The organism is Desulfovibrio gilichinskyi, assembly GCF_900177375.1.
GTDB lineage: Bacteria > Desulfobacterota > Desulfovibrionia > Desulfovibrionales > Desulfovibrionaceae > Maridesulfovibrio > Maridesulfovibrio gilichinskyi.
The window spans coordinates 282,320-299,287 of the sequence record NZ_FWZU01000001.1; the positions used below are offsets into that span (position 1 = coordinate 282,320).

General features: G+C 43.9%; 30 protein-coding genes and 3 tRNA genes. All 33 read left to right on the plus strand.

Annotation, left to right across the window (positions count from 1 at the left end):
- Positions 1-7 precede the first annotated feature (7 nt).
- The 33 genes from B9N78_RS01265 (at position 8) to B9N78_RS01410 (ending at position 16,944) form a co-directional block, all read left to right on the plus strand.
- Positions 8-1,216 carry an AAA family ATPase gene (locus tag B9N78_RS01265; RefSeq protein ID WP_085097184.1) on the plus strand — a complete coding sequence of 403 codons (1,209 nt, stop codon included), beginning with the start codon at positions 8-10 and terminating at the stop codon, positions 1,214-1,216.
- Positions 1,217-1,232: 16 nt separating this feature from the next.
- A complete protein-coding gene (locus B9N78_RS01270; protein ID WP_085097187.1) occupies positions 1,233-1,625 on the plus strand; it encodes a hypothetical protein in 393 nt (130 codons plus the stop codon).
- Between the two features lie 44 nt (positions 1,626-1,669).
- Entirely contained in the window at positions 1,670-1,834 is a 165-nt protein-coding gene (locus tag B9N78_RS18070; RefSeq protein ID WP_170921350.1) for a hypothetical protein, read from the plus strand.
- A complete protein-coding gene (locus B9N78_RS01275; protein WP_085097190.1) occupies positions 1,831-2,295 on the plus strand; it encodes a RuvC family protein in 465 nt (154 codons plus the stop codon). Before B9N78_RS18070 ends, B9N78_RS01275 begins: the two co-directional genes overlap by 4 nt.
- A complete protein-coding gene (locus B9N78_RS01280) occupies positions 2,279-3,550 on the plus strand; it encodes a replicative DNA helicase (protein WP_170921351.1) in 1,272 nt (423 codons plus the stop codon). Before B9N78_RS01275 ends, B9N78_RS01280 begins: the two co-directional genes overlap by 17 nt.
- Positions 3,551-3,552: 2 nt before the next feature.
- Positions 3,553-4,380, plus strand: a complete 828-nt coding sequence (locus B9N78_RS01285; protein ID WP_085097196.1) for a hypothetical protein — start codon at positions 3,553-3,555, stop codon at positions 4,378-4,380.
- The gene (locus B9N78_RS01290; RefSeq protein ID WP_085097199.1) at positions 4,364-4,852 is read left to right on the plus strand and encodes a hypothetical protein; all 489 of its coding nucleotides are present in this window, start codon (positions 4,364-4,366) and stop codon (positions 4,850-4,852) included. The genes B9N78_RS01285 and B9N78_RS01290 overlap by 17 nt, the downstream gene beginning before the upstream one ends.
- Positions 4,853-5,032: 180 nt before the next feature.
- On the plus strand, positions 5,033-5,215 hold the full coding sequence (locus tag B9N78_RS01295) for a hypothetical protein (protein WP_085097201.1): 183 nt from the start codon (positions 5,033-5,035) through the stop codon (positions 5,213-5,215).
- A 57-nt stretch (positions 5,216-5,272) separates the two neighbouring features.
- Positions 5,273-5,527: a hypothetical protein gene (locus B9N78_RS01300; RefSeq protein WP_085097204.1), complete on the plus strand. Its 255-nt coding sequence runs from the start codon at positions 5,273-5,275 to the stop codon at positions 5,525-5,527.
- A complete protein-coding gene (locus B9N78_RS01305; protein ID WP_085097207.1) occupies positions 5,520-5,852 on the plus strand; it encodes a hypothetical protein in 333 nt (110 codons plus the stop codon). Before B9N78_RS01300 ends, B9N78_RS01305 begins: the two co-directional genes overlap by 8 nt.
- Before the next feature lie 5 nt (positions 5,853-5,857).
- Positions 5,858-6,058 (plus strand): hypothetical protein, encoded by a 201-nt coding sequence (locus B9N78_RS01310; protein WP_085097210.1) that lies wholly within the window; start codon positions 5,858-5,860, stop codon positions 6,056-6,058.
- Positions 6,059-6,143: 85 nt separating this feature from the next.
- Positions 6,144-6,431, plus strand: a complete 288-nt coding sequence (locus tag B9N78_RS01315) for a hypothetical protein (RefSeq protein WP_085097213.1) — start codon at positions 6,144-6,146, stop codon at positions 6,429-6,431.
- A gap of 110 nt (positions 6,432-6,541) precedes the next feature.
- The gene (locus B9N78_RS18075) at positions 6,542-6,697 is read left to right on the plus strand and encodes a hypothetical protein (protein WP_170921352.1); all 156 of its coding nucleotides are present in this window, start codon (positions 6,542-6,544) and stop codon (positions 6,695-6,697) included.
- The gene (locus tag B9N78_RS18240; RefSeq protein WP_212637004.1) at positions 6,690-7,286 is read left to right on the plus strand and encodes a DUF6378 domain-containing protein; all 597 of its coding nucleotides are present in this window, start codon (positions 6,690-6,692) and stop codon (positions 7,284-7,286) included. The genes B9N78_RS18075 and B9N78_RS18240 overlap by 8 nt, the downstream gene beginning before the upstream one ends.
- Positions 7,279-7,575, plus strand: coding sequence for a nucleoside triphosphate pyrophosphohydrolase family protein (locus B9N78_RS01325; protein WP_085097216.1), 297 nt, complete (start codon positions 7,279-7,281; stop codon positions 7,573-7,575). The genes B9N78_RS18240 and B9N78_RS01325 overlap by 8 nt, the downstream gene beginning before the upstream one ends.
- A complete protein-coding gene (locus B9N78_RS01330) occupies positions 7,559-7,792 on the plus strand; it encodes a hypothetical protein (protein WP_085097219.1) in 234 nt (77 codons plus the stop codon). The genes B9N78_RS01325 and B9N78_RS01330 overlap by 17 nt, the downstream gene beginning before the upstream one ends.
- A complete protein-coding gene (locus B9N78_RS01335; protein ID WP_085097222.1) occupies positions 7,783-8,187 on the plus strand; it encodes a DUF5675 family protein in 405 nt (134 codons plus the stop codon). The genes B9N78_RS01330 and B9N78_RS01335 overlap by 10 nt, the downstream gene beginning before the upstream one ends.
- Before the next feature lie 280 nt (positions 8,188-8,467).
- Positions 8,468-8,671: a hypothetical protein gene (locus B9N78_RS17970; protein WP_137982471.1), complete on the plus strand. Its 204-nt coding sequence runs from the start codon at positions 8,468-8,470 to the stop codon at positions 8,669-8,671.
- A 137-nt stretch (positions 8,672-8,808) separates the two neighbouring features.
- Complete coding sequence (locus B9N78_RS18080; RefSeq protein WP_170921353.1) at positions 8,809-8,979, plus strand: hypothetical protein; 171 nt, start codon at positions 8,809-8,811, stop codon at positions 8,977-8,979.
- On the plus strand, positions 8,979-9,371 hold the full coding sequence (locus tag B9N78_RS01345) for a hypothetical protein (RefSeq protein ID WP_085097227.1): 393 nt from the start codon (positions 8,979-8,981) through the stop codon (positions 9,369-9,371). Before B9N78_RS18080 ends, B9N78_RS01345 begins: the two co-directional genes overlap by 1 nt.
- Positions 9,368-9,616 (plus strand): hypothetical protein, encoded by a 249-nt coding sequence (locus B9N78_RS01350; RefSeq protein WP_085097230.1) that lies wholly within the window; start codon positions 9,368-9,370, stop codon positions 9,614-9,616. Before B9N78_RS01345 ends, B9N78_RS01350 begins: the two co-directional genes overlap by 4 nt.
- 8 nt (positions 9,617-9,624) lie before the next feature.
- The gene (locus tag B9N78_RS01355; RefSeq protein WP_085097233.1) at positions 9,625-9,858 is read left to right on the plus strand and encodes a hypothetical protein; all 234 of its coding nucleotides are present in this window, start codon (positions 9,625-9,627) and stop codon (positions 9,856-9,858) included.
- 69 nt (positions 9,859-9,927) lie between these two features.
- The gene (locus B9N78_RS18530) at positions 9,928-10,389 is read left to right on the plus strand and encodes a helix-turn-helix domain-containing protein (RefSeq protein WP_170921354.1); all 462 of its coding nucleotides are present in this window, start codon (positions 9,928-9,930) and stop codon (positions 10,387-10,389) included.
- A gap of 36 nt (positions 10,390-10,425) precedes the next feature.
- Positions 10,426-10,902, plus strand: coding sequence for a terminase small subunit (locus B9N78_RS01365; RefSeq protein ID WP_085097239.1), 477 nt, complete (start codon positions 10,426-10,428; stop codon positions 10,900-10,902).
- Between the two features lie 206 nt (positions 10,903-11,108).
- The gene (locus B9N78_RS18085; protein WP_170921355.1) at positions 11,109-11,279 is read left to right on the plus strand and encodes a hypothetical protein; all 171 of its coding nucleotides are present in this window, start codon (positions 11,109-11,111) and stop codon (positions 11,277-11,279) included.
- 110 nt (positions 11,280-11,389) lie between these two features.
- Entirely contained in the window at positions 11,390-11,689 is a 300-nt protein-coding gene (locus B9N78_RS01370) for a hypothetical protein (protein WP_085099219.1), read from the plus strand.
- Between the two features lie 7 nt (positions 11,690-11,696).
- Positions 11,697-11,771: transfer RNA gene (locus B9N78_RS01375), tRNA-Thr, on the plus strand.
- 3 nt (positions 11,772-11,774) lie between these two features.
- Positions 11,775-11,851 (plus strand) — tRNA-Arg (locus tag B9N78_RS01380).
- Positions 11,852-11,859: 8 nt separating this feature from the next.
- Positions 11,860-11,948 (plus strand) — tRNA-Ser (locus B9N78_RS01385).
- A 163-nt stretch (positions 11,949-12,111) separates the two neighbouring features.
- A complete protein-coding gene (locus B9N78_RS01395; RefSeq protein ID WP_085097242.1) occupies positions 12,112-13,491 on the plus strand; it encodes a hypothetical protein in 1,380 nt (459 codons plus the stop codon).
- Complete coding sequence (locus tag B9N78_RS01400; protein WP_085097245.1) at positions 13,491-15,530, plus strand: portal protein; 2,040 nt, start codon at positions 13,491-13,493, stop codon at positions 15,528-15,530. The genes B9N78_RS01395 and B9N78_RS01400 overlap by 1 nt, the downstream gene beginning before the upstream one ends.
- A 141-nt stretch (positions 15,531-15,671) precedes the next feature.
- A complete protein-coding gene (locus B9N78_RS01405) occupies positions 15,672-15,956 on the plus strand; it encodes a hypothetical protein (protein ID WP_085097248.1) in 285 nt (94 codons plus the stop codon).
- A 25-nt stretch (positions 15,957-15,981) separates the two neighbouring features.
- Positions 15,982-16,944, plus strand: coding sequence for a hypothetical protein (locus tag B9N78_RS01410; RefSeq protein WP_085097251.1), 963 nt, complete (start codon positions 15,982-15,984; stop codon positions 16,942-16,944).
- The last annotated feature ends 24 nt before the right edge of the window (positions 16,945-16,968 follow it).

Sequence of the window (16,968 nt, forward strand, 5' to 3'; positions counted from 1 at the left end):
AGAATATATGCACATAATTCAACTCGATACTGCAAACGTCAAACGTCTAACGGCTGTTTCAATCACTCCTAAAGATAATAGCGTTATCATTGGCGGTGACAATGCACAGGGCAAGTCTAGCGTTTTAGACAGCATCTTTATGGCTCTTGGTGGCAAGACCGCTCAAGGACAAAATCCGGTAAGGAATGGCGAACCGAAAGCGGTTATTAAATGTGATCTTGGTGAGCTGGTTGTAACTCGTACCATTTCACCTGACGGAAGTTCAAAGGTGAAAGTGCAGAATGCAGAAGGCGCAGCTTTCTCAAGTCCGCAATCTATACTGGATGCTCTTTCCTCTAAGCTTACTTTTGACCCTTTGGCGTTTGCAAATGAAAAACCCGGTTGCCAGCTTGAAACTTTGAAAGGTCTTGTCGGTCTGGACTTCACGGAAATAGATCAGAAACGGCAGGAGGCATACAACAACCGTACTGATATAAATCGTGATGGGAAAAGCCTTGCGGCAAAGTTAAATACTATGTCGTTTTATCCGGAAGCCCCAACTGAAACAATCTCTGTTGCTGAACTTATGGGCCAACTGAATGAAGCCGAAGCAAGCAACGCAGAAGCAGAGCGTCACAACAACGAAATAGATGTAAGAGCTGATGAAATCAGCCGTAAGATAATTGAGATTGAAAAAGCACAGCAAGAACTTGATGAGCTGCAAGCTATTCAGGCCAACGTCACTAAAATTGAAAATATTGCTGACACTGCAGCATATCGTGACAAGATCGCACAGGCTGACACTCTGAACGCAATGGTTCGGGCTAATGCTTCCTATAAAGAAACAGAATTACAGCTTGAAAAACTCCGCGAAGAAAGCCAGCGACTGTCTGACGTGATCAAGGATGCTGACAAGTCCAAGGCTGACGCAATGGCTGCAGCTAAGTTCCCGGTAAAAGGATTGTCATTTGATGCAACTGGAATCTTATTCAATGGGGTTCCATTCTCAAGTTGCTCTTCTGCAGAACGGTTGCTTGTATCTCTTCATATGGGGATTGCAATGAATCCCAAGCTTAAGGTGCTGCTTATTCGTGACGGTTCTTTGCTTGATGATAAGAGCCTTGCAATGGTTGTTCAGGCCGCTAAAGAAGCAGATGCACAGGTTTGGATTGAAAGAGTCAGTAAGGGCGCAGAGTGCAGCGTAATTATCGAAGATGGCGCAGTCTTAAAACAGTAAAGGGAAGGTAAAATATATGAGCGAAAAAGCACTGAATGTGAAGGAAAGCAAATACCTCGACAACCTGCAATATTCTTTCACTGCGGAAGAGTTGGCAGAAAAAGCACAGATTATGTCTGAACAGTCCACGCTTAAGGCTGAACTGGAGGATCAGAAAAAAGCGGTTATGTCTGACTTTAAAGCTCAGATTGATAAATGTGACGCTGATCTAAATCTGGCGGCTAAGCATTACCGTGACAAGTGGATGATGAAGAATGTCACATGTATCAAACGCATGAACTACGACAACGGTATGGTTGAATTTATCCGAACTGATACGGATGAAATTTACAAAAGCCGGAAAATGGAAGGGGATGAACTTAATATCCCGTTGCCGACTGATGATACTGACGTAAATCCTGTTCAGTAACCATTATCGGGGCTGCTTCGGTGGCCCCGCTACAAGGAAACCTTATGGAATATTCAGAAGTGAATGAATTGGCTGCAATTGAGGAAGAGCTGCGAGAAGCTAAATGTGAAGTAAATATTTATAAAAGCGCACTTAACAGGCTTTTAAGCGTTGATAATTTAAGCACAAGAATGATTGCAAAAGAAGCCTTGATGGAGGGTAAACGATGAAAACAGTAGCAGTAATTGGGATTGATCCCGGCAAATCTGGCGCAATGGCTTTGATAGCTGCAGACGGAACCGTTGATATTCAGGATTGGGAGGACGGGCCAATCGTGGCAAGTAAGCTGTTGGGATGGACTCAGGATTATCAAATCAAAGGCGTTGGACTTGAGCGTGTTCACTCTATGCCGAAGCAGGGCGTTGCATCGACTTTTAAGTTCGGGGAAAACTTCGGAATATATCAGGGGCTTTTATTGGCTCATATGTTGGCCTTTGAAACTGTCACCCCGCAATCTTGGATGAAAAGTTATTCAATCGTCAAGAAAGGGCCAAACGATAAACCCTCATTGACTGTTGCCCGGCAGATGTTCCCGAGTGCACCACTTAAATTGAAAAAACATGACGGCAGGGCAGACGCTTTACTACTTGCCGAACATATACGCAGGACAACCAATGCTTTCCGTTCCTGAGTCTGAAAGAACTGTTCTTGAAGGTATCCTGAACAGAACAACCGAGGTTGAAGACGTTCTTGAGATAGTCCAACCGTCTGACTTTTCGGTAGGGATTTATAAAACGGTCTTTGAAATAATAAAAACATTACATGAAAAAAGTCAGCCTACAGATGTAGTGACTATACATGCCGCAGCCGGAACTAAGTTTGACGTATGTATACTTGCTGAATTGTCAGGTGGCATGACTAGCAAACAGAGTGCCTTGCACCATGCCAGACAAGTTAAGGATTCGGCAATACGGCGTGTTGTTGCAGCGCAGGGTGAACAGTTGATCAGGGCGGCAAAGTCGGGAATTGAAACAGCTCAGATGATTGAACAGGCTACGGCCGCATTATCTGAAATTGCAATAGCTGATACGTCAAACGAATCAAGGTCTATTGGGGAAGTCATTCAGCAAGTTTGGAACGAAACTACAAGCCGGATGGAAGGACCAACGGCAACCGCTGGTTATCCAACTGGTTACCAGCAACTTGACCGCCTTCTTGGTGGTTGGATGCCTAAAAAACTGTATATCTTGGCTGGTCGTCCGGGGATGGGCAAAACAGCATTTATGCTAAATTCCATGTATCGGAGCCGGATTCCTTGTCAGATATTCAGTATTGAAATGGATGATAAGGAACTCGTAGGGAGGTTGATTTGTTTAGATCAGCACATCAACACTTTGGCTTTGCGTGATGCCCGGCTTAATGAGGATCAGTTCAGTAGATTCGGAAAAGGCTGTGAAGCTGTTAACGAGTCCGGTATCAAAATTGATGATTCTGTCATTATTACGGTTGAAGAAATTAAGGTCAGGGCAAGAGTTGCTGTTAAAAAACATGGTTGTAAAATTATAGCCGTTGACCATGTAGGATTAGTCAAGCCGACTTCTTTAAGAGATTCACGAGAGCAGCAAATAGGTCATATCTCGTGGCAGCTTAAAGCATTAGCTAGAGAGCTTAACGTTCCCGTGATTCTACTCTCTCAGTTGAACCGGAAGGTTGAAGAGCGAACAGACAAAAGACCTGTTTTGTCCGACCTCCGAGATTCAGGAAGTCTGGAACAGGACGCTGACGTTGTGATTATGCTCTACAATGGTAGTTATTACGCAAACGATAAAACATATAAAACGGGGGTTAAGTCGGTAACTGATATTATAACAAGGAAACACAGAGCCGGGCCAGTTGGAACCGTTCCGCTCAACTTCTTGCCTGAGTTTACTGCGCTGGAGGAATAAAGATGATTCATAGTTTTAATGTCGAGGTTGCCAAAGAACACGGCTTCGAAGCTGCTGTGATTCTGCACTTCCTATGCTTCTGGTGTATGAAAAATCAGGCCAATGAAAAGCATATGCATGATGGCGTGGCGTGGACTTACAACAGCAGCGTAGCTTTTCAAGAATTGTTTCCATATTTAACCCGGCATAAGGTTCGGAAGGCTATGGAGGTTCTTGAGGAGGCAAAGTTAATACTTTCAGGTAATTATAACCAGGTTAAATACGATAGGACTAAGTGGTATGCGGTAACCGCAAATGGATTTGTGAAAAATGAAAGTTCCATTGTTCAAAATTCACCAATGCATTGTTCAAATTCCACCAATGGAAGTGTCGGAAATCACCAACCTATACCAGTTAATAACACAGTTCATTACTCAGTTGATAAACCAGATAATGGAGAAGGGAATCAAAAAGAAACAAAAATATCTCCTGAAATAAAGGAATTTGTATCTAAGTTTCAAAAGCATGTTCTTTCTATTCATGGGATTAAAGCCCCTAAAATAACTGAAAGCCTTTTGAACAGCGGTCAAGATGTAGTTGATAAACTGATCAGACTTGATGGTTTCAAGTTAGATCAAATTAGGGATTCCCTTAGATGGGCTGTAACTGATGACTTCTGGTCAAAAAATGTTCTTTCATTAGGTTCTTTAAGGAAAAAGAGTAAGAACAACGATTTGACTAAAATGCAGAACATCTACGCATCATGGGAAAATAAAACAGGTGGTTCCGCAGGTCCGTCAAATGTCCCTGCTTATGTTGGAGATATGAACCTTTATGGAGAATCCAACTGATTCAGACTTAATGGAAGAAATGTTTCGCATTGGGGCATCCTTTCACGAAATGGCTATTTCAATGGCAAACATTAAACCTATTACAAAAGACATTGCATATAACAGTCAAGGAGTAAATGAAAAGATGGAAAAACCGTTAACTCCGCTCAAGGCTATCAGGGCTAAGTGCCGGGATTGCTGCGGAGATCAAGCAATTGAAATCAAGTCTTGCCCTTCACAGGACTGCATTTTGTGGAAATTTAGAGCTGGAACAAGACCGAAAGAAGGGTACGACAAGTCGCCACTCAAAACCATACGAGCCTATTGTTTGAGTTGCGGAGAACTGAACAGCTCAAATGATATTAAGCTTTGTAAGTTGAAAAACTGCCCGCTTTATCATCTGAGATTCGGGAAAGGTGGGCGCAATCTGTCAGACGCAGAGAAAAAGAAACGTTCAGCCAGATTGAAGGAAGCAAGAAAGGCTAAAGGGTAGCGTTTTAGCTCACAGAGCTACATGCAACTACAGCATAAATCTATCAACGTATAAATTGTGGCTCATTGTTCGGGTTGCAATGTGGAAAGTTAAAAACAGCAAGGCTTATGAGGAAGTAATAAAATGACTGATAATCAAAAAAAGTGGGTTGATTAAACAATTCTTAGCAGAGGAGGTCAATTGATCATTGAAGTAAAAAACAACGCCCTTGCAATCAATTCCGACACCGTGACGGCAGAGTTCCGCTTCTCTCCAAGGAGCGAACGAGACCTTGCAAAGGAATTGGTAGGAGCTGCAAGGGAACTATTAGGCAGGGATGAAAGCTTATTTCAAGCACTGGTAAATGAAACAAATGATAATTGATTTAGACTGTTAGGGTTAATTTAACTGTTCTATAAACAAATAAAAAAAGGAATTAAAATGATTGGAAGAGACAAAGGAATGCAGAAAATTCGTGGGGTTCTTGGTAAGTTTTCAAGCATGATGAAAGAACTTGAAGAAGGTATGAATATCCTCAGACAAGAAAAGCAAAAGAACGAAGCAGAAGTGGCCGGGCTTAACGAAAGGAATGCTGCAATCGACTCCGAAGTTGAAAGCGCAGAAGGCGTATATTGCCAGTTGGATATGATCCTAAAGGGCGGGGCAGTAAGTCAAAAGGTTGAGGACAATGGCTAATAATGACCTCCTTCATAACCAATTAATTAGATTGGGCGACATGATGGGAGACGGGTTGCATTTGGAACCGGGCGGTAAGTGGATTGAAAAGGAATACGGTAAAATTGTTAAAGCTCTAGGAATCGTCCCCAAGCGTAAGAGGTATAACAATTCAATAAAAATTAATGAAGCTATGTTGCAAGCTGTCGTTAAATTTAAATGTAAATGCGGTGGCAATTTGAAACAAACTCGTTCCGGCTCCATGATCGGTAAATGCTCAGAATGTGGAAACAGGTACAGGCTTTTAAAAATAGTCAAAAGAAAAGCCGCTAAAGCGGAGGAATAACAAACATGTCTATGAAAGAAATAACCATAACTAAAGAAGTCCGATGTTGCGATTTTTGCGAGTCGCCAATTGAAAATAATGTTGGCGTTCTCTCTGTAATTGCTTCGGGAACATCATTTGATGGACATAAGAATCAGTATGTCGAGGCTAAAGTTGATATCTGCGGCAAGTGTCAAGCCAAGGCCGTGAAGCATGCGGAGAGATAATGAACGATGAGGATATCACGCCTGAAATGATCAGGGAGGCAGAGGAAGAGCTTGGAATTAACTTGCATAAAAAGGGGGAATATCGATGGCAGAAGCCGGAGGAATAGAACCCGGACGGGGGCAAATCGTATTCAGTAAAAAAAGGTGTAAACGGTTCTTAAAAGCAAATGGCTGGGAGTATGACGCAATATGTAAAGGTGGTGGCGGTGCTTATATCAGCCCCGTTGCTTGCTGCATAGAAGTTCAAGACGATGAAATTGTATTCATTGATGATACTGGCGACTTCTTGCATATCCCCACAGATTACTATGCATTAATTGGAGCACTGTTAGAAACTCGGCAGATTGGGGCAGGTTATGTCTCAACAAAATAGAAAGGCCAGAAACACCACAGCCGCCAAGCAAAGGATGTTCCTGGACCTTATTCGTAAAAACTCAATGCCTTTCGCATAACAAGGCGAGAGCGTAAAAGTAAAGGTAAAAAATGAGTGCATCAAAACTTGAAGTGTTGTTCAAATTGTACGGCAACACTCATCCAAAGAGCATGATTAAAGCATATTATGACTATATCGAAGAAAATCCCGACTACGTTCATGACGGTGGATGCTTTGAGGATTGGGTAGGGGGTGAATGTGAGTAAATATTCTTGGCTTGCAATGAGCGGAAATGGATATGTGATTCAATGTTCCGAATTACCATTTTGGGCACATAATGGATGGCAAATAAAAGTCGGCTATAAAACTCTTTCAAAACATCCTTTCTGGCTTAAACGTGGTGAACTCTGGCAAAAAATTGAAGGGGGACACGATTATTGTGAAGGTGAAGTCATAGAAAGATGGTTTAGCGATTCATATAGAAGGGTTGCAGCCCAGTCAGTCAGACAGGAAAGCCCTGAAACTCAGCAGGACTTTAAACAAAAATTGGATGAATTCCTTGATAAAAAAATAGGCCGTGGCTCCATTCTTGATAAAGCAAAAGTAATTATTAACGGGGAGCGTCAAGACCAATACGGCAACCCCGAAGATTCGTTTAAAACTATTGCTGCTTTTTGGACTCCTTACCTTCGGTCAAGGGGATTGTTGAAAGAAGACAGGGAGCTAACACCTAAAGACGTAGCAATGTTGATGGTCCTGCTTAAGATTGGCAGAGAATCCCAACAAGAAAAATTAGATAACCTTGTTGATCTTGCCGGGTACGCAGGGATAGCGGGAGACATGAGCCATGTCTAAAATACTGAAAAGAGCAAACGAAGTGTTCGGACCTGTAAAGACTATCATCAAAGCAAGTGAAGAATCTGCAGAGCTGGCGGCAGCTATCGCAAAGCTTGGATGTGCTGACGGGCCTTGCACTGACGAATGGGCAGGAGTCGTTGACGAAATGGCAGATGTTGAGATTACAACAGAACGATTGTCTATGCTCTATCCGACAGGTCGGGATGATTTTGAGGAAGCTGTTTTTAAACGGAAAGCTTTTAAGCTGAAAAGGCTTGAGGGGGTTCTTGATGAATACACAGCCTGATCTTTTTGCAATAGCCGGATACACTCCACCGCCAAAACCTGAAACTCAGGTCGACAGGTGCAAGAAATGTAAACACGGCTTAGTTGATCCTGATATTGCTTACTGCCAAAAGCATGACCTTGCGCTTGAAGTCGAGGGCGGTGATATGATCATGGCGAATGGTGGTTTCGCTATTGAATGTTACGGCAAAGACTGGAGGGAAGTTAGATGCCATTAGTTGAACTTATTCGAGTGGAACAAACCGACAAGGCAACGATTGGAGTCCTTAAGGTTGAAGGTCAGGTCATATGCTGGACTCTTGAAGAGCCGTGGAAAGACAATCAAGAAGACGTTTCTTGTATTCCTGCAGGTGAGTATGAGTTTAAGTTAGAACATTCTCCAAGCAAGGGACGGAAGCTCTGGACAATTAAAGGAGTCCCGCTCCGTTCATATGTCCGTATTCATATCGGCAATACCGTTGATGATACTGAGGGATGCCCACTTACTGGATCATTTCCCGGAAAACTAAACGGTAAAAGGGCAGTACTAAGCAGCACCCAAGCCTTTAATAAGTTTATGGAGGCTATGACAGGATGGTCGGACAAGGCTCGGATAGTGATAAAATCGGTGTAGAGTTCATCGACTTAGCCTTGCTCATTGGGGAACCGAAAGCTCGTGAACTTTGTGAGGAATACAAAGGGCAAATTTTGCCGGAACCTCCACCCAAGCCAAGGCAGGTACGCAACAAGACGATCCGTGACCTGTACTTTAAAGATGGATTAACACAAACGGTGATATCTAAAAGGTACGGGTTAACAAGACGATGGATTAACTATATAATTAGTAGTAGTGACTAAAACAAAGCCCCGCTTTCTCAATGTAGAAGGTGGGGCTTTTCTCGTAATGTGAAGTTGTGAATATTTTTTACTTCACCAATTCTACAAGCAATCACTATACACACTACATGAGCAACGACAAAACAATATCTGTTTGTGACGCAATAGAAGGCGGCTTTGATTCAGAGGCATACCGTAGTTGGTCTGATGAACAGAATTTATATACAGAAGATGCAGACTCCCTTGAAGGTATGACTATTGAAACCTACCCTCAAAGATAAACTACGGCATTATTTAAACCCTCTGCATGTAAAGTGTAGATTGTATGATGCTGTGAATTATTTTTGTGTGTTGTATGAAAAGATTTATAAGGCGGTTTTGTGACCGTCTAACCTTAAACCTCGGAGAATGAACAAACATGGATGTAGTTCAGATTATCCAAACAGCGGGGCTGGTGATTGGCGCATGCGCTGCAATTGCCGCTATTACCCCAACGCCTAAAGATGATGCATTCTTTAAGCCTCTCGTAACGCTTATTAACATTCTTGGCTGTAATGTCGGTCAGGCCAAAAACAAAGGCGGCAAGTAATGCGTAAAATTCTCTTACTATTTTTCATTGTTGCTTTTGCTGCGTCAGGTTGTGCATTCAAAACAATTTCAGACCTTCCTGCAGAAGATCAGGCCGTTGAATATGCAAATTTCGTTTTAGACTCGTACAACGCTACTTATCATAAGTACAACGAGATTAAGCATACAATCCCCGCAGAACAGAATGCCACAGCCGTCTCCTTTGTGAAGGCTATGAATAATGCCAAACCTGCCGTTTTAGCCCTCTCTTATGCGGCTGAATCATGGAAAACGGCAACGGTAGACGACTCGGCAAAGGCTGAACTTGTTTACCGACAACAGAGACTTATTGCCGCTGACATTCTCGACAAGGCTATGGACCTTTGGGCTAAATTAAACGGGGATGAAGAATGATTGAATTTAATATCGAAGATATAGAAATCTCAGAAGAATCAGCGGTTGCTATCGGTGATGTTGTTGGATCACTCGCAGGGCTTATTGCTGCGGGAACTCCTATTGCTCCTTTAGCCCCATTTATCGGCTTAGCTGTAGCGCAGGGACTTAAGCTGACAAATGCAGGGTACAAGGTTCAGGGTCTTTCAGCACTCCAGAAGAAAGCAAAAGCTATCGAAGGATTGCCGGACCTTACAGCACCATAGGCGGCAACATGGCAGCAAAAGACGCATTCAGAGCCAGTTGTTGGCAGATTGATAAAAAAATAGGTCTTGCAATAATTTTAGGCGTTTTCATTCAATTTGGCGGGGTCATTTGGTGGGCTAGTGATCTCTCAGCAAGACTTGAATCAGTCGAAAATGAGCAAGCCCGATATGAGCATGTTCTCGAAGAGCTGGCTACAATTAAAGCAAACGTTGCATGGATTAAACAAGCATTAGAGAAATAGTTTTTTCTCCTCCCTCCTCTCGGGGCTGGTGGGTATTCTCTATATTCACCGCCCCATTAAATACGCATTGTGAATACAAATATAAAATTGATCAATGCTATCAACTTAGACACTAGGCTTAAAGCTCCGCACAAAGCTTTATTACATGCCTTAGTCTCATTCAGAAACAGCAATACGGGCCAGTGTAATCCCTCAGTAGAATCAATCTCAGAGAGAGCCGGACTTTCAAAGAGGAACGCTTTCAGGATTTTATCAGACCTTAAGGAAGTAAGTATAATTTCATACTCAGGAAAACCAAACGTCAGCACTCAGTATGAATTATATCCATTTCCAAACAAATTTCGAGATAGTGCCATTTTGTCACCTGAACCATATAAGAAGAAAGGCACTAATTTTACACACTGGTCAGACGACTTATTAAAGCTGATTGCGGAAGTTAAGAACAGCACACACAAGAAGCATGACTATAAGCTTCATCCAATGAAAGGCGACCTGAATGTCAGTGAATGGAATAGAAAGCTATTTACCTGATGTAACACCAACACAAACGAGAGAATAGGGGCAAAGATGGGAAGACCACTTAAGTACAGCAACGTTGAAGATATGCAGGTAGCTATTGATGCCTACTTTGACGACTGCAACGAGAGAAAGAAACCCTATACAGTTACAGGATTAGCTCTTGCTCTAGGCTTTGCCACCAGAAACGGTTTGTTGAGATATGAGAAAGGCGAGATTGAAGAGACAGACGAGATCAAAGCCGAGTATCGACACACGATCAAAAAAGCGAAGTCCCTTGTTGAGATGCAGACGGAGGAAGAGCTTGTACTTGGTAAGTCTAATCCCATTGGTAAGATATTCACATTAAAGAACAATTACGGGTGGAAAGATAAGACCGAGGTCGAGAATACAGGCGGTATATCTGTTACAATCGCAGCATTCGGGCCAGCTCAAATAGCAGGTAATACTATGCCAGTGGATACTCAGTCCAGTGCGGTTGCTATTGAAAGTGTAAAGGTGGCAGGTGTTTACGAGAGTGACGAGTAATCTGTTCACCACTTTATACACCAATTGGCAGAGCGGGAAGGTTTTATTCGAGGGGGTGCGGTGGAGGTAGGGGGGGGGCTGGTTATAAGTCCGACCACCGCCCAAGGGTCCCATGCCGTCCAAGTTTATCTATACCTGTTGCACACACATCTTATTCAACAAAAAGGGTTCTCTAAATTTTTCGCATAAACAAAAGGGGGGTCTCTTTGGGTCTATGTAAAAGTGCTTGCAAGTCTGTTCACTATATTAAGTGGAACTCTAAAACGAGGCGTTGGCATAAGCGTCAGATCGCTAAACTTAGACGCCAGTTGATCAGGGCAGATATTGAGCATGCGCCTGAACGGGTAAGAGATTTGACCTATGGGTGGGCCGATTGAAAATATTTTTCAGAAAAATAAAAAGGATCTGGCGATTCTTAAATTTTGCAACAGATTTTGAAGTGGTTCGAGAATTGATGAGAGAAGAAGATAAGCAGAGAGGGAACAACATGAAGTTCAGAAAGAAGCCTGTAGTGATTGAAGCTTTTCAAATGACCAAAGAGCGCAGACAAGATAATTCCGAGTGGCCCGAGTGGTTGAATAAAGCTTGGAACAAAGAACTCGGTGAAATTGGATTTGTTGGCGGTCAAGATTTCTCAAATTCAGACGGGACAGATGAGCTTTTTATTACCACCCTTAAGGGTCACATGAGGTGTTCCTTCGGTGACTACATTATTAAAGGTGTTCAGGGCGAACTCTACCCCTGCAAGCTTGATATTTTTGAACAGACTTACGAAGCTGTAGAATAGTTTTTAAGCCGGAATAGCTCAATGGTAGAGCACCTGTTTTGTATTCAAAGGGTTGCGGGTTCAAGTCCTGCTTCCGGCTCCATGTTCCGGGATAGCTCAGCTGGATAGAGCAACAGCCTTCTAAGCTGTTTGTCGGGGGTTCGAATCCTCCTCTCGGAACCATTTTATTAGGTGGATTGGCAGAGCGGGAATGCGTCACTTTGCTAAAGTGTAGCCTACTCAAAAAGTAGCAGGGGTTCAATTCCCTTATCCACCGCCATAAGGAAGGTAGCGTTCAATGGTGAACAACTGGTCTTGAAAACCGGGCTGCGGTGATGAGTCGTAGGGGTTCGATTCCTCTACCTTCCTCCATATTTCTCAAACATCTAAACCATATTTAACCGGGCGGGACAGTATGTCCCTAATACAAAGGAATTGTAGCCTTGGCAAAACAAGAAATCACGATACCTTACGGGTTCATTCCTCGTGATTACCAGATACCTAAGTGGAACTATATTGCAAATGGCGGGAAAAGGGCCGTTTCAGTGTGGCATCGCAGGGCTGGTAAAGACCTCACAGAATGGAACCTTTTAATTTGCGAAGCCTTCAAACGGGTTGGCGCATACTATTACTTTTTACCTTATTATCAGCAGGGTAAGAAAATTATTTGGGATGGTATAGACGGCAATGGTCGAACCTTCCTTTCATACATCCCTAAACAGGTCTTAGACGGAAAGCCGAACAGTACCGAAATGAAAATCAAGCTTATCAACGGCTCGATTATTCAGATCATCGGTACAGATAATATTGATAGCGTTATGGGAACCAACCCCGTTGGTTGCATCTTCTCTGAATACTCACTCCAAGACCCTAGAGCTTGGGATTATATCTCACCGATCTTACTTGAGAATGATGGTTGGGCGGCTTTCAATTTTACCCCTCGTGGAATGAATCACGGTTGGGACATTTTCCAGATGGCTATGAAGTCACCGGATTGGTTCTGTGAACGATTAGCAGCTTGTTATCATCCTGAATACAATCCCGTTGGCGGGGGCGTGGGTGCTACAGGCGTTTTGACCCCTGACCAGATAGACAAAGAGCTGTCGGACGGGCGTTCCCCTTCACTTGTTAAGCAAGAATACTTTGTTGATTTTCAGGCCAGTTCTGACGACATATTAATACCTTTATCGCTGATTGATTCAGCTATTGACCGTGACATTTCATATAAAAATGCTCCGGCAGTTGCCGGCCTTGATGTTGGTCTGTCCCTGACTGGCGACCCTACCGCTTTGGTTATCAGAAAAGGCGGCAAGGTAATCGCTATCGAAGAAGTAAGGCTTGATGATTATGACGAAATTGCAGGTTGGGCATACCGTCACCTTATGATTCACAAATGTTTCACGGTTCTTGTTGATGGCATAGGTTGGGGGCAAGGGGCTTTTCAATCCTTACGGCGTTTGTACCCTTCACTGACTGTTCAGTCCGTCAACGTAGCGGAAAAGGCTTCTGCAGATGATCGCTTTGCCCGGCTCCGTGATGAAGTTTGGTGGCAGGTCCGTGAATGGTTTGAGGAAAAGCAATGCTCAATCCCTTCAAACCTTGCATTAACTGACAAACTGCGTGCTGAAATTTCCAACGTAAAATATGACTTTACCCCGTCCAGCAAAATTAAAGTGATGGGGAAACGTGAAATGAAAAAGGTAGAGAATGGCGGCAAGTCTCCTAACCTTGCGGATGCTCTCGGCCTCTCAATTTACGGCAGTGCTACTGCAATGAACCAGTCCTTCACACAGATTAATAAACATTCAAGGGTGGCTTCCTAATGGCGAAAGATATTAAAATTAAAGATACCGAAGTAATCAGAATGATAGCTCCGTATCAAGCCAAGTCTGAACGCTGGCAGGAAAACCTATCTACTGAGCGCAAGGCGTGTCTGGCCCTCTACAATATGGACAAGCTAGGCAACGAGCAAAAAGGTTGGTCACAAGCTGTAGCCTCTACGGTTTGGGATGCTGTCGAGTGGTTAAAGCCGGGTCTGTCTTCGATCTTTGCACACCCTGATTTTGCAGAGATTAAAATGGTTGATACGGCAAGAGCCAAGCGCATTAAAAAAGCAATCCGTTACCAGATGTTCAGGAAGAACAAAGGTAAACGTGAAATCCGTTCGTGGCTGCATGACACTTTGCTGTATCACTACGGTGTAATCAAAGTATTTCATAAGACTGATTTTGACCTTGAAACGCTTAAGCATGACAAGCTCAGTCTTGAAGAAATGGAACAGCTTGTAAACGAAGTTGACATTCAAATTTCAAAATATGACGAAGTTGAGACAGAGGTTCCTGTACCTCCGCTTGAATGGCTGATGAATGGCGGGGATAAAGTTACAACTGAAATTCATTATGAAAAAGTGAAAGCTGTCAGGCGCAAGGTTAAGTACGCTGGCCCTTCAATGGAGTGCATACCGCCTTGGGAATTTTATACTACTCCGGGTTGTAAAGACCTTGATTCAAGTCCTTTTGTTGCTCACAGAAAAAAGAAAACCTTGCACGATATTAAGCGGGGCGAATTAACCGGGCAGTACGTTAAAGGTAGTCATAAAAAGTTACAGGACCACTTAGAAAGTAATGAATCGCCCGAAGTGATGGACGAGTACCGGGCAACTTATGAAGCTGACAATTTAGATGTTGATGAGCTTGGTGGTATTGAAATTTCAACCTCCAAGGAAGATCAGGCCATTTCCCCGAACTCAGAAGTATTTGTGTGGGAATGCTATCTAAGAATGGACATTGACCAAGATGGATTGCTTGAGCCTGTAATCGCTACTATCTGCGGTGATGTTGTGCTGCAGCTTGAAGAGAATCCTTATAAGCGGCCTCCTTTTAGAGTCGGAAGGCTTTACGAGATAGCGCATAGGTTTGAAGCAAAGCCCCTGCCTTTGGTCCTTCGTGATGATCAAATGGAGCTGACGAACTTACAGAGAATCCTTGTGGATGCTGCGGCTGATTCAGCTTACGGCAATATCATCACAAGTGATCCTGAATTTGCCAAGCAATGGGCAAATCGTCAGATCGGTGACGTGATTCTCTCCCAAGCTTTCGACAAGTTTAAAGAAGTCCGGCCTAAACAACCGGGCGGCATTTTGCTTGATGCAAAAGAAACTATTCGTGTTGGTTCGGAACGCAAGACGGGCGTGAGTTCTGTTAATCAGGGCATTGATGATAATTCCTACGGCAAGACCGCAACGGGTGTTATGGCTCTGCAAAGCGCAGGGATGCAACGCCAGAAATTTAACGCTGATGTTCTGGCCGATACGATGGAAGAGGTTTTCAGGGATTTTGTTGAGATTAACCACCTCTTTCCTCCACAGGAAATGCACAATCCTCATGCTTCTGAAAAAGATCAGATTCAGCAGAACGACTTTGATATTTTAGACGACTTTGACATTACGGTGAATATTGGAGTCGGGCCACAGGACAGGCAGAACCAAGCGGCTATTCTTGAAAAGCACTTTCAGAAAGTTGTGCAAGTATTCTTGCCGCAGGGACTAGCTAAACCTGAACACCTTCTCGCCATTGAGGAGGCAATAGGAAAACTGCTTGATACTCCGGTTGATGGCCTCCAGTGTTCCGTTGATGAGTTTGACGAACTTAAAAAGATTAAACAGCAATGCCAGCAATTGGCGGGAGAATTACAGAGTGCAAAACAGCAACTTGCCGCAGTCACAGGCCGAGGCATTGCGCCAACTGGTGGAAACGGGGGAACAGGCGGAGCGAGTCAAGGACAGCCCGTACCTTTCGGCCCTATGGGACAGGGTAGACCGGGAGTTGCAGGGCCAAGTCCTCAACCTCGGCCCAATGGATAAGGACGAATTTAGTTACAGGCAGTCACAGCGGCAACTCTTGGGAGATATCCGGGCCACAATTGATCTTGATATTCAAAGAGGCAAGGAAGCTCTGGCTAAACTTGCAGGGGAAGAAACAAAACCCAAAGGGAGGATTGCAGGGTGATTACAAGTTTAAAGGCCAAGCTTAGCAAAGCTGAATATGAACGGGGGGTTTATAAGCAACAGCTTGATGCAGCTTTGAAGCGAATAGAAGAACTAGAGAACCACAACGAATTTAAGGAAGCGGCAGAAGCTGAACCATCCACTCCTTGTGAATGTGAATCTTTGAAAGCTGAGATAGACCAGCTCAAAAAGGACAATCACAGTCTTAAAACAAAAGTAGGAATGCTCAGCAAGAAGCCCAAAGCAGCAGACAAAACAAAAAAGGCCACTGCTAACAAGTAAGCCTGTATACCAAGGAAGGTAGAATATGGAATTTGATGAAAACGGCAACCCGATTGAAGGCACTGCCCCTGAATCAAATGACGAAGCACAGGACGTGCAGGAAGTAGAAGTTTTTGAAACTCCTGAAAACGAGATCGGCTCACTCTTTGACAAGGTTGAACAGGACGCAGACGGAAAGCTGGAAGCACCGGAAGCCAATTCTGAGGAAACCAACGTTGATGCACAGCCGGAAGTTAATCAGGAAGTCACGCCAGCACCCACTTTTAAAATAAAGGTGCAGGGCGTTGAAAGAGAAGTAACCGCAGACGAAATGACAAGGCTTGCTCAGCAGGGCGAGGACTACAGCCTTAAGATGCAGCGACTTAATAACGAGCGTCTGCGTCTTGAATCTGTTCAGCCACTTGCCAATGCTTGGCAAAATGACCCTGCATTTCGTCAGCATGTCATGGAATATCAAAGGCAGCAGGAACAGCAGAAAGTTCAGCCTTTGCCGGAAGACCCCATTGAAGCCTTGAAAGAGGAAGCTGTGCGGGAAGCTATGGCAAGGATTGAAGCACAACAGCATGAACAAGTTCAGGCTAGGCAGGCCACCGAACGTACAACTCAGATCAGCCGGGCAATGCATGCTATCAGTGCAGATGAACTGCGAGAGAATGTAATGGCTGAAATGAGCAAGGTTGCTCCGGCAGGTTCTGCGCTTAGAGCAAGATTGAATAATGACCCTGACTTGTTTTTCCCTACCTATATGGAAACAAGGCAGAGGTTGGCAAACGCTCCTAAGGGACCAGCCCCGCAAGCTCCGGCTGTTCCGGCAGGAGGGCCGAACGGGTCGAAGGTCGTAAGGGTTGCCCCGATTCTTGAAAGTGGCGGAAGTGAAGCACCTGCAAACGGTCCGACTAAAAAGGAACGTGCAAGGGCTTTGCGGGAAAAAGCAGCCGGGGGAGACTTAAGGTCAGCAGGTCAATTATTTGATCTTGTTGACGATTAATAAACTAAACCGTTTCACAGGAAG